This is a genomic window from Kitasatospora sp. NPDC048545 (genome assembly GCF_040651155.1).
Classification (GTDB): Bacteria; Actinomycetota; Actinomycetes; order Streptomycetales; family Streptomycetaceae; genus Kitasatospora.
In genome coordinates this window covers 1-16940 of the sequence record NZ_JBEZIQ010000070.1, presented here as the reverse complement: position 1 = coordinate 16940, position 16940 = coordinate 1, and the positions used below count along the sequence as shown (strand labels likewise).

Below are 16940 nucleotides of genomic sequence, written 5' to 3'. Positions count from 1 at the left end.
GGCCGGTCCTGTGTCGGCGTGGTGCCGACGCGGACCCCGACTGTTCCCGACCGATCCACGTTCAGGGGAGATTCGTCGATGCTCAGAATCCACTTCACCGCCGAGGACTTGGCGCGGATCCGACTGCGCCCGACGCTCGGGCCGGTCGCCGAGACGGTGTTCGCGCTCGGCATGCTGGGGCGGACCGGGAGTCCGGCCCAGGTGCGCTGGCGCAACCAGCTCGCCCGCCACCTGCGCCACGACGGCGCGCTGGGCCGGCTGCTCACCTCTCCCACGCCGCACAGGTTCCAGGCGCCGGGCGACCTGCTCTGCCTGGTCGACCGTTCCGGGGCGGCGGGTGACGGAGCGCTGCGGGCGGCCGGGCTCACCCGGCGGGACGCGGCGGCCGGGGTGCTGGAGGTGTGGCGGCTCGGTGTCGAGCCGTACTGGCACCGCATCGTGGCCCGGCTCACGGCGGAGTGCGACGCGCGCGGCCGGATCAGCATGGCCGGCGGGGTCGACCGGCTCTTCGACACGCTGCACTCCCGGATCGCCTGGAACGCGCCGGTGCTGGAGATCCCGGGGCCCGCGCAGGACGTGCACCTGGCCGGCCGGGGGCTGGTCCTGGTGCCCTCGATGTTCCTGCCGCACCGGCCCGCCGTGCTCGTCGGGGCCGAGGCCGAGACCGGGCTCCCCGCGCTGGTCTTCGCCGTCGCCCCGGACGCGCAGCCGACCGCGGACGTCTGGGAGGAGACGGGCGACTCCGCGCAGGCCCTGGGCGCGCTGGTCGGCCGGACCCGCGCGGAGGCGCTGCGCGTGCTCACCTCCGCCTGCACCACCACCCAGCTCGCCGAGCGGCTCGGCATCTCCTCGGCCGGGGCCAGCCAGCACACTTCGGTGCTGCGCCAGTCCGGACTGATCACCACCATGCGCAACCGCAACACCGTCCTGCACACGGTGACCCCGCTCGGGATGGCCCTGCTGGGCGTGCCCCAGCAGGCGCAGCCCGCCGTCCCCGCGGCCACGGCGTGAACGCCCGGCCGCCGTTCCACCTCGGCTACGGCACCAACGGCTTCGCCAACCACCGGCTGGACGACGCGCTGCGGACCATCGCGGACCTCGGCTACACGGCGGTGGCGCTCACCCTCGACCACGCCCACCTGGACCCGTACGCGCCGGGCCTGCCCGCCGAGGCGGGCCGGGTCGCCCGGCTGCTCCGCGCGCTCGGGTTGCGCTGCGTGGTCGAGACCGGGGCCCGCTACTTGCTGGACCCGCTCCGCAAGCACCACCCCACCCTGGTGAGCGAGGCGACCGAGGTTCGGGTGGACTTCCTCGCCCGGGCGGTGCGGATCGCGGCCGAACTCGGCGCGGACTGCGTCTCGTTCTGGTCCGGGATCCGGCCGGCCGACGTCCCGGAGGCCCTCGCCGGGGAGCGGCTGCGGGCGGGGATCGGCGAGGTGCTGGAGGTCTGCGGCCGGTACGGCGTCCCGCTCGGTCTGGAGCCGGAGCCGGGCATGCACGTCGCGCACCTGGAGCAGGCGCTCGCCCTGCGCACCGAGCTTGGCGAGCCCGAGCTGCTCGGCATCACCCTGGACGTCGGGCACTGCGTCGCGATCGAACCGGTCGACGCCGCGGCCTGCATCCGCCGCGCGGGTCACCTCCTGGTGAACGTGCAACTCGACGACGCCCGCCCGCTGGTGCATGAACACCTCGAATTCGGAGTAGGGGAACTGGACCTGCCGGCCACGCTGGCCGCGTTGCGCGAGGTCGGCTACCGCGGCGTCGCCGCCGTGGAGCTGCCCCGACACAGCCACGCGGCGCCCGGGACGGCCGCGCGGGCCCTCCGAGCGCTGCGTGACGGACTGTCAGACGGCCACCCGGGCACTGGTGCGGCGCAGCGCCATCCGGGCCGGTAGCACGCTGGACACCAGGGCCAGCGCCAGGCAGACCCCGATGGTCAGCGCCATGGTGGACCACGGCAGGTTGAGGTTGACGTTGGTGCCGAGCTGCGAGGAGAGGCCCGAGCGGATGCCGAGCAGTGTGACCACCGCGATCAGCAGGCCCAGCGTGGTGCCGATGCCGACCGCCAGCGCCGACTCGGAGGCGACGATCCGCAGCACCTGGCGCCGGGTCGCGCCGGACAGCCTCAGCACCGCGAAGTCCGCGGCCCGTTCGGCGGTCGCCATCAGCAGGGTGTTGGCGATGGCGAGGCAGGTGTAGCCGAGTGACATGCCGATCAGGATGATCAGGAAGATCTGGACCAGGTCGTCGTCCTCGGAGTTGGTGCGGGAGGCGTACTCGGCGGTGCTCAGCGACTGCGCGCCGAGCGGGGCGAGGGTGGACGGCGAGGTGGTACCGGCGGTGTACACCACCGAGGTGAGCGCCGAGGGGTCGTGCGCCCGGACGGTGCCGGTGGTCAGCAGCACGCTCGACGTCGAGGAGTTGTCGGTGATCTCGGCGACGACCTTGACGTCCACGCTGCGCCCGTCCTCGAAGGTGACCGGGACGCTGCGGCCCGTGGTCCAGCCCAGCCAGCTCGCCGTGGAGGCCTTGACCACCATGGTGTTCTCGCCCTTCAGGCCGTCCAGGGAGCCGGCGGAGACGGTCATCCTGGTCCGCGCCTTCTGGAACGCGGTGTCGCTCATCCCCACCGCTCCGACGTGGTCGGTGCCGCCCGCGTAGAGCTGGGTGGGCAGCAGCGAGGCGCCGCCCGGCACCGCGGCGACGGCCGCGTCCGAGAGCCCGGGCGTCCCCTGCGCGGTGACCACCGAGGTGGCCTCCTGCTTGACGGTCTCCTCCAGCGCGTAGCCGGTGGCCTTCATCTGGAAGAGGCCCGCGATCAGCACCGCGAAACCGACGGTGACCAGGACCGGGGCGGCCGTCGAGGCGGTCCGCCGCACGGCGGTCAGCGAACTCTCCCGGGCCACCATGCTGGTGGCGCCGCGCAGCCCGGACAGCGGCCACCAGACCAAACGGACGATCAGCGGGATGACGGCGGGCGCGAACAGGGTGAGTCCGACGATCAGCGCCATGGCGGCGTAGAGCGCGTTGTTGATCATGCTGTCCGACTCGCTGTCGGCCGCGACCGCCACCAGCCCGAGCCCGAGCGCGGTGAACACGCCGCCGGCGATCCACCGGCCGCGGGTCATCGGCCGGTGCTCGACGGTCGCCTCGCGCAGTGCCTCGAGCGGGGCGATCCGGGCCGCCCGGCGGGACGCCGACCAGACCCCGAGCATCGCGACCACCAGGCCCAGGGAGAACGAACCGAGCAGCGGCAGCGCCTGGAACCGCACGGTGAAGCCGGCCGGCTCCAGGCCGCCCTCGACCATCAGCGAACCCAGGGCGGGCGCCAGCAGCGCGCCGAGCAGCACACCGGTCAGGCCGGCCGCCACGCCGACCGCGAGCGACTCGGAGTACATCATCCGCTTGATCTGGCGCGGGGTCGCGCCGATGGTGCGCAGCAGGCCGAACTCGCGCCGGCGCTGGACGATCGCGAAGGCGAAGGTCGACGCCACCACGAAGATGGAGACGAAGGCGGTCAGCCCGGCCATCGCGATCAGGATCTGCATGCCGATCCAGCGGGTCTTCTCGGCGCTCTTGGCCTCCAGCTCGGCGAGCGCGTCGCCGTGCAGCACCTTCCCGTCGCCGCCCACGGCGGCGGCCGCGGCGCCCGCGACGGCGGACACGTCCGCGCCCGGCGCGGTGACCAGGCCGATCACCCGGACCCCGGGTGCGAGCGCCTCGGCCGCGGAGTCGGAGACGTAGAAGGAAGCCGACTTGACGGTGCCGGACACGGTGTACGCGGCCGGTCCGGTCACGGTGAGCAGGGTGACCGGGGAGCCGGGGGCGAGGCCCAGCGAGGCGTCCACGACGACCTGGCGGTCGCCGGTCGGGGCGCTGCCCGCGACCAACTGCTCGGGGCCGAAGGCGGCGCTGGACCAGGCGTGTCCGCGCAGCTCCGAGCCTGGGTCGGCGACCGGCTTGCCGTCGATCACGGCCTGGGCGTAGAAGGCACGGTCCGGCACGGCCTTCGCCACGCCCGGAACACCGCCGAGCGCTCGCAGCAGCTCGGCGGTGCGCTGCTGGGACCAGGGCTTGCTCGGGGTGAAGGTGCCGTCGGACTGGTCGACGCCGGGGCTCTGCACCACGACCTGGGTGCCGGCGTACCGCCGGGGCACCTCCGGTTCGGCGGAGGTGAGCACCAGGGCGGTCATGGCCAGGATCGTCACGCCCAGGCCGAGGGCGACGAACGTCCCGAGGAAGGACGCCCAGCGCTTGCGGATGGTGGCGAGGCTCAGCATACCGGCGCCTCCAGGGCGGCCATCCGGCCGGCGATGGTCTCGACGCTGTTGCGGCCGTGGAGCTGCTCCACGATCCGGCCGTCGGCGAGCAGCAGGACGCGGTCGGCGTAGGAGGCGGCCGCCGGGTCGTGGGTCACCATGATCACGGTCTGCTGGTGGCGGTCGACGATGCCGCGCAGCAGGCCGAGCACGTCGTGCGAGGTGCGGGTGTCCAGGGCGCCGGTCGGCTCGTCGGCGAAGAGCACCGCGGGCTCGGTGATCAGGGCCCGGGCGATCGCGACGCGCTGCTGCTCGCCGCCGGACAGCTCGCTCGGCCGGTGCCGGCCGCGGTGGCCGAGCCCGACCTCCGTGAGGGCGGCGGTGAGCTCGGCCCGGTCGGGGCGGCGCCCGGCCAGCCGCAGCGGGAGCGCCACGTTCTGCTCGGCGGTCAGGGCCGAGACCAGGTTGAAGGCCTGGAAGACGAAGCCGACCCGCGAGCGGCGCAGCAGGGTCAGCCGGGTTTCGTCGAGGTCGCTGATGTCGGTGTCGTCGATGATCACCTTGCCCTCGGTGACCCGGTCCAGGCCGGCCGCGCAGTGCAGCAGTGTCGACTTGCCGGAGCCGGAGGGGCCCATCACGGCGGTGAAGGTGCCGCGGGGGAAACCGACGGTCACGTCGTTCAGTGCGGTCACGGCCTGGGCCCCGGTGCCGTACTGCTTGGTCACGGACCAGAGCTGGACCGTGTCGGTCGAGTTCGTCATGTTCCCAGCCAACCTTTTCGAAGGGGGTCTCCGCAGGGGCGTTGGTGCGAGATCCGGAGTAGAGCTGGCTCTACCCCGCGGGTGCCGTTCCGGACGCGGAGCGGAAGAGGGCCGGCCGGGCCTGGAGGCTTCCAGACCCGGCCGGCCGGTGGTCGCGGACGTGTTCAGGGGTCAGCGCAGCGCCTCGTCGGGGAGCTCCGCCGCGGCCCAGGAGCCGTAGCGGCGCAGCCCGTAGAGCAGCGGGGCGGGCGGGTGCTCGCGGTAGCGCCTGATCCGCAGCACCCGGCCGAGGACCAGGGTGTGGTCGCCGACCGTCAGGGTGTGGGAGAGCCGGCAGTCGGCCGCGGTGTGCGCGTCGTCGGTCAGGTGGGGTCCGCCGTCGTGGCCGGTCCGCCAGGCGACCTTGCCGAAGCGGTCCGGGTCGCCGGAGGCGAACAACTCGGCGGCCGCGCGGCCCTGGTGGTGCAACAGGTTGACGGTGAAGGCCGAGCCGGCCTGGACGGCGGCCAGGGTCGGGCTGTCGCGGCGCAGGCCCACCAGCAGGGTCGGCGGGTCGGTGGTGACGCTGGTGACGGACGAGCAGGTCATGCCCCAGGGGCGGCCGTCGTGCGCCAGGGCGGTAACCACCGAGACCCCGGTCGGGAAGGTGGACATCAGGCCCCGGAAGTCGGCCGCGTCGGCGCCGTCCAGGGCGTCGGCGCCGTCCAGGGCATCTGCGCCGTTCAGGGCGTCGGCGGGCGGGGCGAGATCGTCGATGAGGCGGTCGGTCATGGTCGGGCGAGCTCCTTCCGGGGAGCGGCGGGCTGCGGCCGGCGGGCGGCGCGTGCCTCCACCAGGGCGTACACCGGCCCGGTCATCGCGGTGGTCACCAGCGTCATCAGCACCAGCGCGAGGAAGAGGTCGGCGGTGAGGATCCCGGCACTGAACCCGGCCTGGAGGATGACCAGTTCGGTCAGTCCCCGGGTGTTGAGCAGGACGCCCAGCCGCAGGCCGTCCCAGTGCGACTCGCCGCCGAGCCGGGCGCCCGCGTAGCCGCCGCCGACCTTGCCGAGGACGGCCAGCAGGAGGCTGAGCGCGACGGCGGACCAGGCCGGGCCGTGGAAGTCCCGGGTGAACACCAGCAGCCCGGTGGACACGAAGAACACCGGCACCAGCCGCAGACCGGCGGACGAGGCGGTGTTCACAGTCCGGGTCCAGGCGCCGTCGGGGCCGTCGGCGGGCAGGGCCAGCCCGATCAGCAGGGCACCGAGGATGTCGGTGTCCGGCAGGCCCCAGGTGCGCAGCGCGTTGGTCGCGGCGACGGTTCCCGCCACCAGCACCAGGACCGGGACCCGGCGGGGGAGCGCGCCCACCCGCCGGGAGGTGCGGCGCAGGGCGGCCCGCAGGGCCACGAACGCCACCGCCGTCACGGCGATCACCAGGGCGGGCCGTCCGAGGTCCTGGGCGCCGTCGGACAGGCCGACGGCCACCGCGAGCAGGATCCAGGCCGGTCCGTCGATGACCACGGCCGCGGTCAGCGCCGTCCGCCCGATCCGGGTACGCACCAGCCCGCTGTCGCTGAGGATCCGTGCCAGCACCGGGACGGCCGTCACGGTCAGCGAGACCGCCAGCAGCAGGACCAGCGCCGGCGTCGGAGCGTGACCGCGCAGCCCGGGCACGTCCCCGTGCAGCACCCACAGCGCCAGCAGGCCGCCGCACAGCAGCGGGACGGCCATGGCGCCGATCGTGGTCCAGACCACCGAGCGGCCCCGGACCGAGATCGCGGAGCGGCGCATCTCGTGGCCGACCCCGACCAGGAAGCAGGCGAGCCCGGCCCGGGCGAGCTTGCCCATCCAGTCGGTGACGTCCGGGGGCACCACCGCGTGCAGGGTGCCCTCGCCGCCGAGTCTCAGCAGCAGGGGACCGGCGATCAGCCCGAACGCGATCTCGGCGATCACCGTGGGCTGGCCCGCCCGACGCGCGAGCGCGTGGGCGAGCCGGGCCAGCAGGAGGATCGCGGCGACGAGCAGCACGACGTGCACGCCCGTGCCGATCACGGCGGAGGTGCTCACCGCTTCCGGGTGCTGCGGCGCTCGGGCGGCAGGCCGTGCAGGTGGGCGAAGTACTCGTACTGCGAGGGCAGTCGCTCGACGAGCCGGGCGGCCTGCTTCTTGACCAGCTGGAGCTCGCGGACGGCCGCCTCGTCGTTCAGCAGCGCCAGCGACGGGGGCGCCTGCACCGGCACGCCGCCGAGGCCGAGCAGCATCGCGGTGTAGGAGTAGGGCTCGAAGCCGTGGAAGTACGGGAAGACCGACTCGTTGTCCGGCAGCTTGGTGCTCCAGCGCTCGATGCGCTCGCCGAGCGAGTCCGGCAGCGGGCGGGTCTTGGTGTCCTTCCAGTACTGGTTGTCCTGGCGCGCCGCCGCGTAGTAATGCAGGACCAGGAACTCGCGCACTCCGTCCATGACGTTGGAGACCTGGCGGTTGTACGAGGCGCGCAGGTTCTCCCAATCGGCCTCGGCGCCGGCCGGGAAGTGCTTGACCAGCTGCTCCACGGCGTTCTGGATGAAGAAGATGCCAGTGGACTCCAGCGGCTCGACGAAACCGCTGGACAGGCCGACGGCCACGCAGTTGTTCACCCAGGAGCGCTCGTTGCGGCCGATCCGCATCCGGATGTGGTTGGCCTCCAGGCCCTCGGAGTCCGGTCCGACGTGGGCGCGCAGGGTGCGCTCGGCCTCCTCGGGGGTGCAGTACTCGTCGGAGTACACGTAGCCGGTGCCGACCCGGCCGAACAGCGGGATGGTCCAGATCCAGCCGGCGTCCTGGGCGGTGGCGGTGGTGCACGGGCGCAGGCCGCGCTCGGCCATGTCCACCGGGACGCGCAGCGCCACCGCGCGGTTGTTGGGCAGGGTGTCCTGGTAGGACTGGAAGGGCTCGGCCAAGGCCTGGTTGATCAGCAGGCCCTTGAAGCCGGTGCAGTCGACGAACAGGTCGGCGTGCAGCTCGCCGTGCTCCTTGGTGACCACGTGGCTGATCCAGCCGCGCTCGTCCAGCGCGACGTCGAGGACGTCGTCCAGCACGTGCCGGACGCCCCGGTCCGTCCCGTACTTGGTGAGGTAGCGGGCGAGCAGGGCGGCGTCGAAGTGGTACGCGTACGGGAACTGGGTGTCCTGCTCGGAGAGCGTGGTGCGGAAGACCCGGTCGCCGCCCTCCTCGCTGAAGTCCTGCTCGAACAGCGTGCCGTCGAGGTAGCGGGGCGAGCGCAGCTCGTCGCAGAGCGAGGCGATCAGGAAGCAGTCCCGGTCGAAGCGGTCGCCGGGCTTGGTGTGCAGCCACCAGTCGGTGATCGGGAAGCCGTCGACCACGCGCAGCCGCTCGAAGGGGTGGTAGAAGTGCTCGCCCTGGGTGCGCCAGTTCTCGAAGCGGATCGCCAGCTTGTACGTGGCGGAGCACTCGGGCATCCACTCGCGCTCATCGAGACCGAGGTACTCGAAGTAGTGCCGGACCGTGCTGAAGGTGGCCTCGCCGACGCCGATGGTCGGTACGTGCTTCGACTCCACCAGTGTGATGTCGACCCGATCGCCGAACGACGCCCGGAGATATGCCGCGGTCATCCAGCCGGACGTCCCGCCGCCCACCACGACTATGCTCTTGACCATATTCCGTCCTTTTTCTCGTCCTGTCAGAGGGGACTTCGAGAACGCATTTCCTGGAAATACCGCGGCCGAGTCCAGTGAGCCCGCCAGGGAAATGCCCCGGAAAGTCTGACCGGGCCGGGGGTCTGCGAGGGGGCCCCGTGGTGCAGCTCTGAGCTGCAGTGATGTCGGGTTCCAGGGGGAAGTCCGGCCAGCCTATCAAGGGCGTCGAGCAAGGTCACCATGGTTAAGCAGCGGGCTAAACACCCTGATCGCCGAGGAGCCCGTAAGGGAATCCCGGCAGGTGGTCCGGTAACTGCTTGACGCTCTTCCTGGGCCGGTATAGCTTCATCGGGTCCGATCCGGCACCGCGATTTATCGGCAACGGAGGAAGCGGCGCACCGTGGTCAACTTCACTGATTCACCGAATGCGGTGGCGGCAATTCGCCGCCACCTGTCGGACCGGCCGGCGCAGGACGCGGTCGTGCACGTCCGGGACGCCGAGCGCGAACAGGCCGAGCACGTCTCCTACGCGGAGCTCGACCGCCGAGCCCGGCGGATCGCCGTCCGGCTGGCCGCCCGCCACCCGCGGGGCTCGCGCGTCCTGCTGCTCTACCCGCCGGTGGAGTTCATCACCGCCTTTCTCGGCTGCCTGTACGCCGGGATGGTCGCGGTGCCCGCGCCGCTGCCCGGCGACTACGGGCACGAGCGGCGTCGGGTGCGGGGCATCGCGCTGGACGCCGAGGTCGCCGCGGTGCTCACCGACTCCACCGAACTCCCGGGTGTGGCCGCCTGGTTGGCGGACGAGGGGCTCACCGGCCGGGAGCTGCTGGCCACCGACGCACTGGCCGACGGCGCCGGCGCCGAGGACCCCGACGGCTGGCGCGCCCCGGCGCTCGACCGGGACACCCCGGCCCTGCTCCAGTACACCTCCGGTTCCACCGGCGACCCCAAGGGCGTCGTGGTCACCCACGGCAACCTGCTGTCCAACGCGAGCGCCCTGCTGAACACCCTGGCGGTCCCCGCCGGGACCAGGTTCGGCGGCTGGGCCCCGCACTTCCACGACATGGGCCTGATGGCCCAGACCCTGCCCGCGCTCTTCCTCGGCACCACCTGCGTGCTGATGAGCCCGGTCACCTTCATCAAACGCCCCTACCAGTGGCTGCGGATGATCGACCGGTACGACGTCGGCTGGTCGGCCGCACCGAACTTCGCCTACGAGCTCTGCTGCCGGCGGGTCACCGACGAGCAGCTGGCCGCACTGGACCTCTCCCGCTGGGCCTATGCCGTCAACGGCTCGGAACCGGTACGGACCGCCACCGTGACCCGCTTCGCCGAGCGCTTCGCCGCCGCCGGGCTGCGCGCCGACGCGCCCTCGCCCTGCTACGGCCTGGCGGAGGCGACCGTCTTCGTCTCCGGCGCCGCCCCCCGTCCGCCGGCACCCGCCAGGGTCGACGCCGACCTGCTGGCGGACCACCGGTTCCGCCGCACCGACGCCGCAGGCCGCGACCTGCTCGGCAACGGCACCGCCGCCGACTTCGACGTCCGGGTCGTCGACCCGGCGACCGGCACGGTGCTGCCCCCCGGCCGGGTGGGCGAACTCTGGCTGCGCGGCCCCAGCGTGGCCCGCGGCTACTGGCGCAACGAGGAGGCCACCGAACGGACCTTCCGGGCCCGCACCGCCGACGGCGAGGAGGGCTTCCTGCGCACCGGAGACCTCGGCCTGGTGGACGACGGCGAGCTCTACGTCACCGGGCGGATGAAGGAGACCCTCATCCTGCGCGGACGCAACCTCTACCCGCAGGACGTCGAGCACGAACTGCGCCTGCACCATCCCGAACTCGGCGCCGTCGGAGCCGTGTTCACCGCCACGCCGGACGGCGCGCCGGCCGCCGCCGGCGGCTCCGAGGACGCCCTGGTGGTCACCCACGAACTGGCCGGCCGGCTCGACGAGGACGGGCTGCGCGCCCTGGCCGCCGGCATCCGGCAGACCGTCGTGCGCGAGTTCGGCGTCCCGGTCGGCGGCGTGCTGCTGCTGCGCCGCGGGCAGGTCCGGCGCACCACCAGCGGCAAGATCCAGCGCGCCGAGATGCGCCGGCTGTGCCTGGCCGGCGAGCTGCGCCCGGAGTACGCCGACGGCGAGGCCGACCCGGGCCGCCGGGCCGCCCCGCACACCGCGGGCGCCTGATCTGGCCGCCCCGCACACCGCGGGCGCCCGAGAGCCGCGCCCGCCGACCGCCCGACCACGACAGCGGGCCGACCGGTCCGCCCGGCACGAGGGAGCCGACCACAGATGACGGAACCGGAGAACGCGCCGCGACCCGGCGCCGAGGGCCTGCGCGACTGGATCGCCGGACGGGTCGCCGAGTACACCGGCCGGTCCAGGGACGACATCCGCACGGACGCACCGCTGGCCGACTACGGCCTGGACTCGGTGTCGATGGTGATGCTCGCCGGGGACCTGGAGGAGGCCCTCGGCCTGGCCCTGGCACCGACCGTGGCACTGCACCACCCGACCATCGGCGACCTCGCCGACCACCTGGCCGGTGAACTGGAGAAGACCCCGGAGCGCGCCTGACGCGGTCCCGCGGGACCGCACGAGGAGAGTGGCAGGTTGAAGGTGTTCGAAGTCCGTGACGCGCGCCGACCGGTGACCGCCGCCCAGCTGGGCGTCTGGCTGGCCCAACAGCTGCAGCCGGGGCAACCGCTCTACAACTGCGGGGTCTGCCTCGACCTCGTCGGCGAGCTCGACGAGGCCGCCCTGGAGCACGCCGTGCACACGGCCTCCACCGAGGCCGAGACCGTGCGGATGCGCTTCACCGAGGACGGCGAGGGGCTCTGGCAGAGCCCCGACGACGGCCCGCTGCCGCTGCACCGGGTGGACCTGCGGGACAGCGACGACCCGGCGGCCGCCGCCGAGCGCTGGATGCGCGCCGACCTCGCCACCCCGGCGGACCCGGCCCGCGACCCGCTCGTCCGCCACGCGCTGCTGCGCACCGCCGACGACCGCTGGACCTTCCACCTGCGCTACCACCACATCGTCCTGGACGGCTGGGCCCAGACGCTCTACCTGCGGCGGATCGCCGAACTGTACGGTGCCGCCGTCGAGCACCGCGCCCCGGCCCGGTGCCCGTTCGGCGCCCTGGACGACGTGCTCGCGGCCGAGACCGCCTACCGCGCCTCGGAGTCGTACGCCGCCGACCGGGAGCACTTCACCCGCGCCTTCGCCCACCGGCCCGAGCCCACCGGCCTGACCGGCCGCACCGCGCCGGCCGCCCCCAGTGCGCTGTCCGCCACCGTCTGGCTGGCGCCCGAGCGGGTCGCCGCGGTGCTGGAGACCGCGCGCGCCGCCGGGACGCGCTGGCCGGTCGTGCTGATCGCCGCGACCGCCGCCTACCTGCACCGGCTCACTGGCCAGGCCGAGGTCGTGCTCGGCATGCCGGTGGCCGCCCGGGTCGGCCGGCCCGCCCTGACCACCCCCACCATGCTCTCCAACGAGGTGCTGCTGCGCGTCCCGGTCGGCCCGGCGGACACCTTCGCCCGGCTGCTCGACACGGTGTCCGCCGAGGTGCTGGCGGCCGCCGAGCACCAGCGCTACCGGGGTGAGGACCTGCACGCCGACCTCGGACGCGCCGGCGCCGCCCCGGGCGGCCCGGTGGTCAACGCCGTCAGCTTCGACCAGACCGTCCGCTTCGGGCCGCTCACCGCCGTCGCCCGCCAGCTGTCCACCGGCCGGGTCAAGGACCTGTCCGTGCACGCCTACGGCACCGCCGACGGCGGCAGCGGCCTGCGGGTCGACTTCGACGCCAACCCCGAGCTGCACACCGAACAGGAGCTGCTGGCCCACCGCGACCGCTTCCTCGGCTTCCTCGACCGGCTGCTGGCCGGCACCGACCGCCCGATCGCCCGGCACCAGGTGCTGGAACCGGCCGAGTACGAGCGGATCCTGACCGAGTGGAACGGCCCGACCGAAGCCGCCGCCGCCGACCCGCTGCCGCGCCTCTTCCGCGAGCAGGCGGGACTCGCCCCGGACGAACCCGCCGTCGAGTGCGACGGACAGGTGCTCTCCTACGCCGAACTGGACGCCCGCTCCGAGCGGTTGGCCGCCCTACTGGCCGCCCGGGGAGCCCGCCCCGAGACCTTCGTCGCGCTCGCGCTGCCACGCACCGCCGACCTGGTGGTCGCCCTGCTCGCGGTGCTCAAGTCCGGCGCCGGCTACCTGCCGCTCGACCCCGACCACCCGGCCGCCCGCACCGCCGCGATCCTCGACGAGGCCCGGCCGGTCCTGCTGGTCACCGACACCGCGACCGCCCCCCGCCTGCCCGACACCACCGGCGGCGCCGAACGGCTGCTGCTCGACGTCCTGCCGGACACCGGCACCGCCGACGCCCCGCTCGCCGACCCGGACCCGGGCCACCCCGCGTACGTGATCTACACCTCGGGCACCACCGGCCGCCCCAAGGGCGTCGTGGTCGAGCACCGCCAGCTGACCGACTACGTGCTGCGGGCCCGCGACGCGTACCCGGCCGCCGCCGGCACCTCGCTGCTGCACTCGCCGGTCACCTTCGACCTGACCGTCACCGCCCTGTACACCCCGCTTATCAGCGGCGGCTGCGTGCGGATCGGCGAACTCACCGAGGAGGCCGTGCTCGGCACCGCACAGCCCACGTTCATGAAGGTGACGCCCAGCCACCTGGAACTGCTGCTCGCCCTGCCCGACGAGGCCTCCCCGGACAGCTGCCTGATCATCGGCGGCGAAGCGCTCTTCGGCCCGGCCCTGGCCCGCTGGCGCGAACGCCACCCGGACGCCGTCGTCTACAACGCGTACGGCCCCACCGAGGCCACCGTCAACTGCCTCGACCACCGGATAGCCCCCGGCGCGCCGACCCCCGACGGCGCCGTGCCCGTGGGCCGGCCCTTCCGCAACACCCGGGTGTACGTGCTGGACGGCGCGCTCGCCCCGGTGCCGGCCGGCGTCGCCGGCGAACTGTACGTGGCGGGCGCCTCGCTCGCCCGCGGCTACCTCGGCCGCCCCGCCCTCACCGCCGAACGCTTCGTCGCCTGCCCGTACGGGGAGCCCGGCGAGCGGATGTACCGCACCGGCGACCTGGTGCGCTGGACCCCCGCCGGCGAACTGGAGTTCGTCGGCCGCGCCGACGACCAGGTCAAGGTGCGCGGCTACCGGATCGAACTCGGCGACATCGAATCCGCGCTCAAGGACCACGACGCCGTCGAGCGCTGCGCCGTGATCGTCCGGGAGGACCGCCCCGGCGACCGCCGTCTGGTCGCCTACCTGGTGCCCGCCGACCCCTCGGCCGGCGCGCCCGACCCGGCCGCCCTGCGCGAGCACACCGCCGCCCGGGTCCCCGAGTACATGGTGCCCGCCGCCTTCGTCGCCGTCGACACCCTGCCGCTCACCCCCAACGGCAAGCTCGACCGCCGCGCCCTGCCCGCCCCCGCGTACGACGCCGGCGCGACCCACCGCGGCCCGCGCGACCAGCGCGAACAGGCGCTCTGCGCGCTGTTCGCCGACGTCCTCGGCGTGCCCGAGGTCGGCATCGACGACGACTTCTTCGAACTCGGCGGCCACTCGCTGCTCGCCACCCGCCTGGCCGGCCGGATCCGCACCGAGCTGCGGGCCGAACTCTCCATCCGCGAACTCTTCGCCGCGCCCACCGTCGCCCGCCTGGCCGGCTCGCTCGCCGACCGCGGCCACGACACCGGCCGCCCCCGGCTGGAACGCGCCACACCCAGGCCCGAGCGCCTGCCGGCCTCCTTCGCCCAGCACCGCTGGTGGTTCCTCGACCGGCTGGACGGCGACAGCGCCACCTACAACATCCCCGCCGCGCTGCGCCTCACCGGCCCGCTCGACGTCCCGGCCCTGCGCGCCGCCCTCGACGACCTGCTGGAGCGCCACGAGCCGCTGCGCACCGTCTTCGCCGAGGACGCCGACGGGCTGCGCCAGATCGTGCTGGACCGCGCCGACGCCACCACCGCACTCGACGTCGTCGCCACCACCGAGGGCCCCGCCCTGGACACCGCCCTCGCCGAGGCCGTCCGCCACCGCTACGACCTGACCACCCAGACCCCGCTGCGCGCCCGGCTGTTCACCCTCGACGGTGACCCGCGGCGGCACGTCCTGCTGCTGCTCCTGCACCACGTCGCCGGCGACGGCTGGTCGATGGACCGACTGGTCCGCGACCTCGCCACGGCCTACCTCGCCCGCAGCTCGGGAACCGCTCCCGACTGGGCCGAACTCCCCGTCCAGTACGCCGACTTCACCCTATGGCAGCACCGTGTCATGGGCTCCGAGCAGGACCCGGACAGCACCGTCGCCCGGCAGCTCGACCACTGGCGCACCACCCTCGACGGCATCCCCGATGTGCTCGCCCTGCCGACCGACCGGCCGCGCCCCGCCGTCGCCTCGCACCGCGGCCGCCGGCTGGAGTTCGAGATCCCCGCCGCCCTGCACGCCGCCGTCCGCCGGATCGCCGAGGAGACCAGGACCAGCCCCTTCATGGTCCTCCAGGCCGCGCTCGCCGCCCTGCTGACCCGGCTCGGAGCCGGCACCGACATCCCGATCGGCAGCCCGATCGCCGGCCGGGTCGACTCCGCCGTCGAGGAACTGGTCGGCGTCTTCGTCAACACCATCGTGCTGCGCACCGACACCTCCGGGAACCCGAGCTTCGCCGAGCTCCTCGACCGGGTGCGGGAGACCGACGTCGCCGCCTACGCCCACCAGGACGTGCCCTTCGAGTCCCTGGTCGACGCGCTGAACCCGGACCGCTCGCTCTCCCGGCACCCGCTGTTCCAGGTGATGCTCAGCTACCAGAACACCTTCCGGCAGGACGGCATGGACGCCGTCAACCGGATCCCCGGCCTGACCGTGGAACTGCTCGACACCGACACCGGCGGCGCCGAGTTCGACCTCTCGATCGACGTCGGCGAGCGCTTCACCCCCGAGGGCGAACCGGCCGGCATGGACGGCGGCATCCGCTACAGCGCCGACCTCTACACCGCCGAGACCGCGCTCACCCTGATCGACCGGCTGATCCGGCTGCTCGCCTCGGCCCTCGCCGACCCCGGGCGCACCGTCGCCGAGCTCGACCTGCTCGACCCGGCGGAGCTGCGCCGCGTCCTGGTCGACTGGAACGACACCGGACGGCCCGTCCCCGCCGCCACCTGGCCCGAGCTGTTCACCGCCCAGGCACGGCGCACTCCCGAGCGCACCGCCGTGGAGTACGAAGGCGCCCGGCTCGGGTACGCCGAACTCGACGCCCGCGCCGACCGCCTGGCCCGGCGGCTGACCGAACTCGGCGTCGGCCCCGAGGACTTCGTGGCCCTCGCGGTACCGCGTTCGCTCGGCCTGGCCGTCGCCATGCTCGGCATCCTCAAGTCCGGTGCCGCCTACGTGCCGATCGACACCGAGTACCCGCGCGAGCGGATCCGGCAGATCCTCGACGACGCCGCACCCGCGGCGGTGGTCACCGTCACCGAGCTTTGCGACCGCCTCCCCGGGCACCGGAGCACCACCGTCCTGCTGGACGACCCGGCCGCGCCGCCGAACGACGGGGCCCGCACCGGGCCGACGGCCGTCCTGCGGCCCGAGCACCCCGCGTACGTCATCCACACCTCCGGTTCCACCGGCCGCCCCAAGGGCGTCGTCGTCCCGCACGCCGGCCTGGCCTCGCTCGCCGCCACCCAGATCCCCGGCTTCGGCGTGACCGAGGAGAGCCGGGTGCTGCAGTTCGCCTCGGTGAGCTTCGACGCCTCCGTCTCCGAGTTCTGCATGGCCCTGCTGGCCGGCGCCGCCCTGGTCATCGCCACCCCCGACCAGCGGGCCGCCGGCGAGCCGCTGGAGCGCCTGCTCACCGAACGGCGGATCACCCACGCGACCATCCCCCCGGCGGCCCTCGCCCTGATGGACCCGGAGGCCGTCCCGGCCGGCCTGACCGTCGTGCTGGCCGGCGAGGCCGCCGCCCCCGACCTGGTCGCGCGCTGGGCGCGCCGGCACCGGGTGTTCAACGCCTACGGGCCGAGCGAGACGACCGTCGACGCGGCCTTCCACGCCTGCGCACCCGGCGCCGACGGCACCACCGTCCCGATCGGCCGTCCGTCCGTCAACACCCGGGTGCGGGTGCTCGACGACGCGCTGCGGCCCGTTCCGGTCGGCGTGCCGGGCGAGCTGTACGTGGCGGGCGCGGGCCTGGCCCGCGGCTACCTGGGGCGGCCGGGGTTGACGGCGGAGCGGTTCGTGGCGGATCCGTTCGGTCGGGCCGGTGCCCGGATGTACCGGACCGGTGATGT

At 74.0% G+C, this 16940-nt stretch carries 10 protein-coding genes; 5 read left to right on the top strand and 5 right to left on the bottom strand.

Annotated features, from left to right (window positions below):
- Positions 1-78 precede the first annotated feature (78 nt).
- Together AB0D10_RS40005 and AB0D10_RS40000 are read left to right on the top strand one after the other, a co-directional pair.
- On the top strand, positions 79-1011 hold the full coding sequence (locus tag AB0D10_RS40005) for a winged helix-turn-helix domain-containing protein (protein WP_360265960.1): 933 nt from the start codon (positions 79-81) through the stop codon (positions 1009-1011).
- Positions 1008-1895: a sugar phosphate isomerase/epimerase family protein gene (locus AB0D10_RS40000; RefSeq protein WP_360265958.1), complete on the top strand. Its 888-nt coding sequence runs from the start codon at positions 1008-1010 to the stop codon at positions 1893-1895. The genes AB0D10_RS40005 and AB0D10_RS40000 overlap by 4 nt, the downstream gene beginning before the upstream one ends.
- Here AB0D10_RS40000 and AB0D10_RS39995 read toward each other — a convergent pair.
- The 5 genes from AB0D10_RS39995 to AB0D10_RS39975 all read right to left on the bottom strand — a co-directional run bounded on the left by AB0D10_RS39995 (position 1845) and on the right by AB0D10_RS39975 (position 8657).
- The gene (locus tag AB0D10_RS39995) at positions 1845-4280 is read right to left on the bottom strand and encodes an FtsX-like permease family protein (RefSeq protein WP_360265955.1); all 2436 of its coding nucleotides are present in this window, start codon (positions 4278-4280) and stop codon (positions 1845-1847) included. The genes AB0D10_RS40000 and AB0D10_RS39995 overlap by 51 nt on opposite strands.
- Positions 4274-5020: an ABC transporter ATP-binding protein gene (locus AB0D10_RS39990; protein ID WP_360265953.1), complete on the bottom strand. Its 747-nt coding sequence runs from the start codon at positions 5018-5020 to the stop codon at positions 4274-4276. The genes AB0D10_RS39995 and AB0D10_RS39990 overlap by 7 nt, the downstream gene beginning before the upstream one ends.
- Positions 5021-5191: 171 nt before the next feature.
- The gene (locus tag AB0D10_RS39985) at positions 5192-5791 is read right to left on the bottom strand and encodes a flavin reductase family protein (protein WP_360265950.1); all 600 of its coding nucleotides are present in this window, start codon (positions 5789-5791) and stop codon (positions 5192-5194) included.
- A complete protein-coding gene (locus AB0D10_RS39980; RefSeq protein WP_360265947.1) occupies positions 5788-7071 on the bottom strand; it encodes a cation:proton antiporter in 1284 nt (427 codons plus the stop codon). Before AB0D10_RS39980 ends, AB0D10_RS39985 begins: the two co-directional genes overlap by 4 nt.
- Positions 7068-8657: a tryptophan halogenase family protein gene (locus tag AB0D10_RS39975; RefSeq protein ID WP_360265944.1), complete on the bottom strand. Its 1590-nt coding sequence runs from the start codon at positions 8655-8657 to the stop codon at positions 7068-7070. Before AB0D10_RS39975 ends, AB0D10_RS39980 begins: the two co-directional genes overlap by 4 nt.
- A gap of 409 nt (positions 8658-9066) precedes the next feature.
- On the opposite strand from AB0D10_RS39975, the gene AB0D10_RS39970 reads away from it, so the two are divergent.
- The 3 genes from AB0D10_RS39970 to AB0D10_RS39960 all read left to right on the top strand — a co-directional run.
- A complete protein-coding gene (locus AB0D10_RS39970; protein ID WP_360265941.1) occupies positions 9067-10821 on the top strand; it encodes a fatty acyl-AMP ligase in 1755 nt (584 codons plus the stop codon).
- Positions 10822-10926: 105 nt separating this feature from the next.
- Positions 10927-11211 (top strand): acyl carrier protein, encoded by a 285-nt coding sequence (locus AB0D10_RS39965; RefSeq protein WP_360265938.1) that lies wholly within the window; start codon positions 10927-10929, stop codon positions 11209-11211.
- A 42-nt stretch (positions 11212-11253) separates the two neighbouring features.
- The coding region (locus AB0D10_RS39960) for an amino acid adenylation domain-containing protein (protein WP_360266019.1) at positions 11254-16940 on the top strand (5687 nt) is incomplete at its 3' end.

Excerpts from the sequence above, each read along its gene's own strand:
- AB0D10_RS39995 (WP_360265955.1), bottom strand. The coding sequence starts at position 4,280 with ATGCTGAGCCTCGCCACCATCCGCAAGCGCTGGGCGTCCTTCCTCGGG.
- AB0D10_RS39965 (WP_360265938.1), top strand. The coding sequence starts at position 10,927 with ATGACGGAACCGGAGAACGCGCCGCGACCCGGCGCCGAGGGCCTGCGC.
- AB0D10_RS39990 (WP_360265953.1), bottom strand. The coding sequence starts at position 5,020 with ATGACGAACTCGACCGACACGGTCCAGCTCTGGTCCGTGACCAAGCAG.
- AB0D10_RS39975 (WP_360265944.1), bottom strand. The coding sequence starts at position 8,657 with ATGGTCAAGAGCATAGTCGTGGTGGGCGGCGGGACGTCCGGCTGGATG.
- AB0D10_RS40005 (WP_360265960.1), top strand. The coding sequence starts at position 79 with ATGCTCAGAATCCACTTCACCGCCGAGGACTTGGCGCGGATCCGACTG.
- AB0D10_RS39985 (WP_360265950.1), bottom strand. The coding sequence starts at position 5,791 with ATGACCGACCGCCTCATCGACGATCTCGCCCCGCCCGCCGACGCCCTG.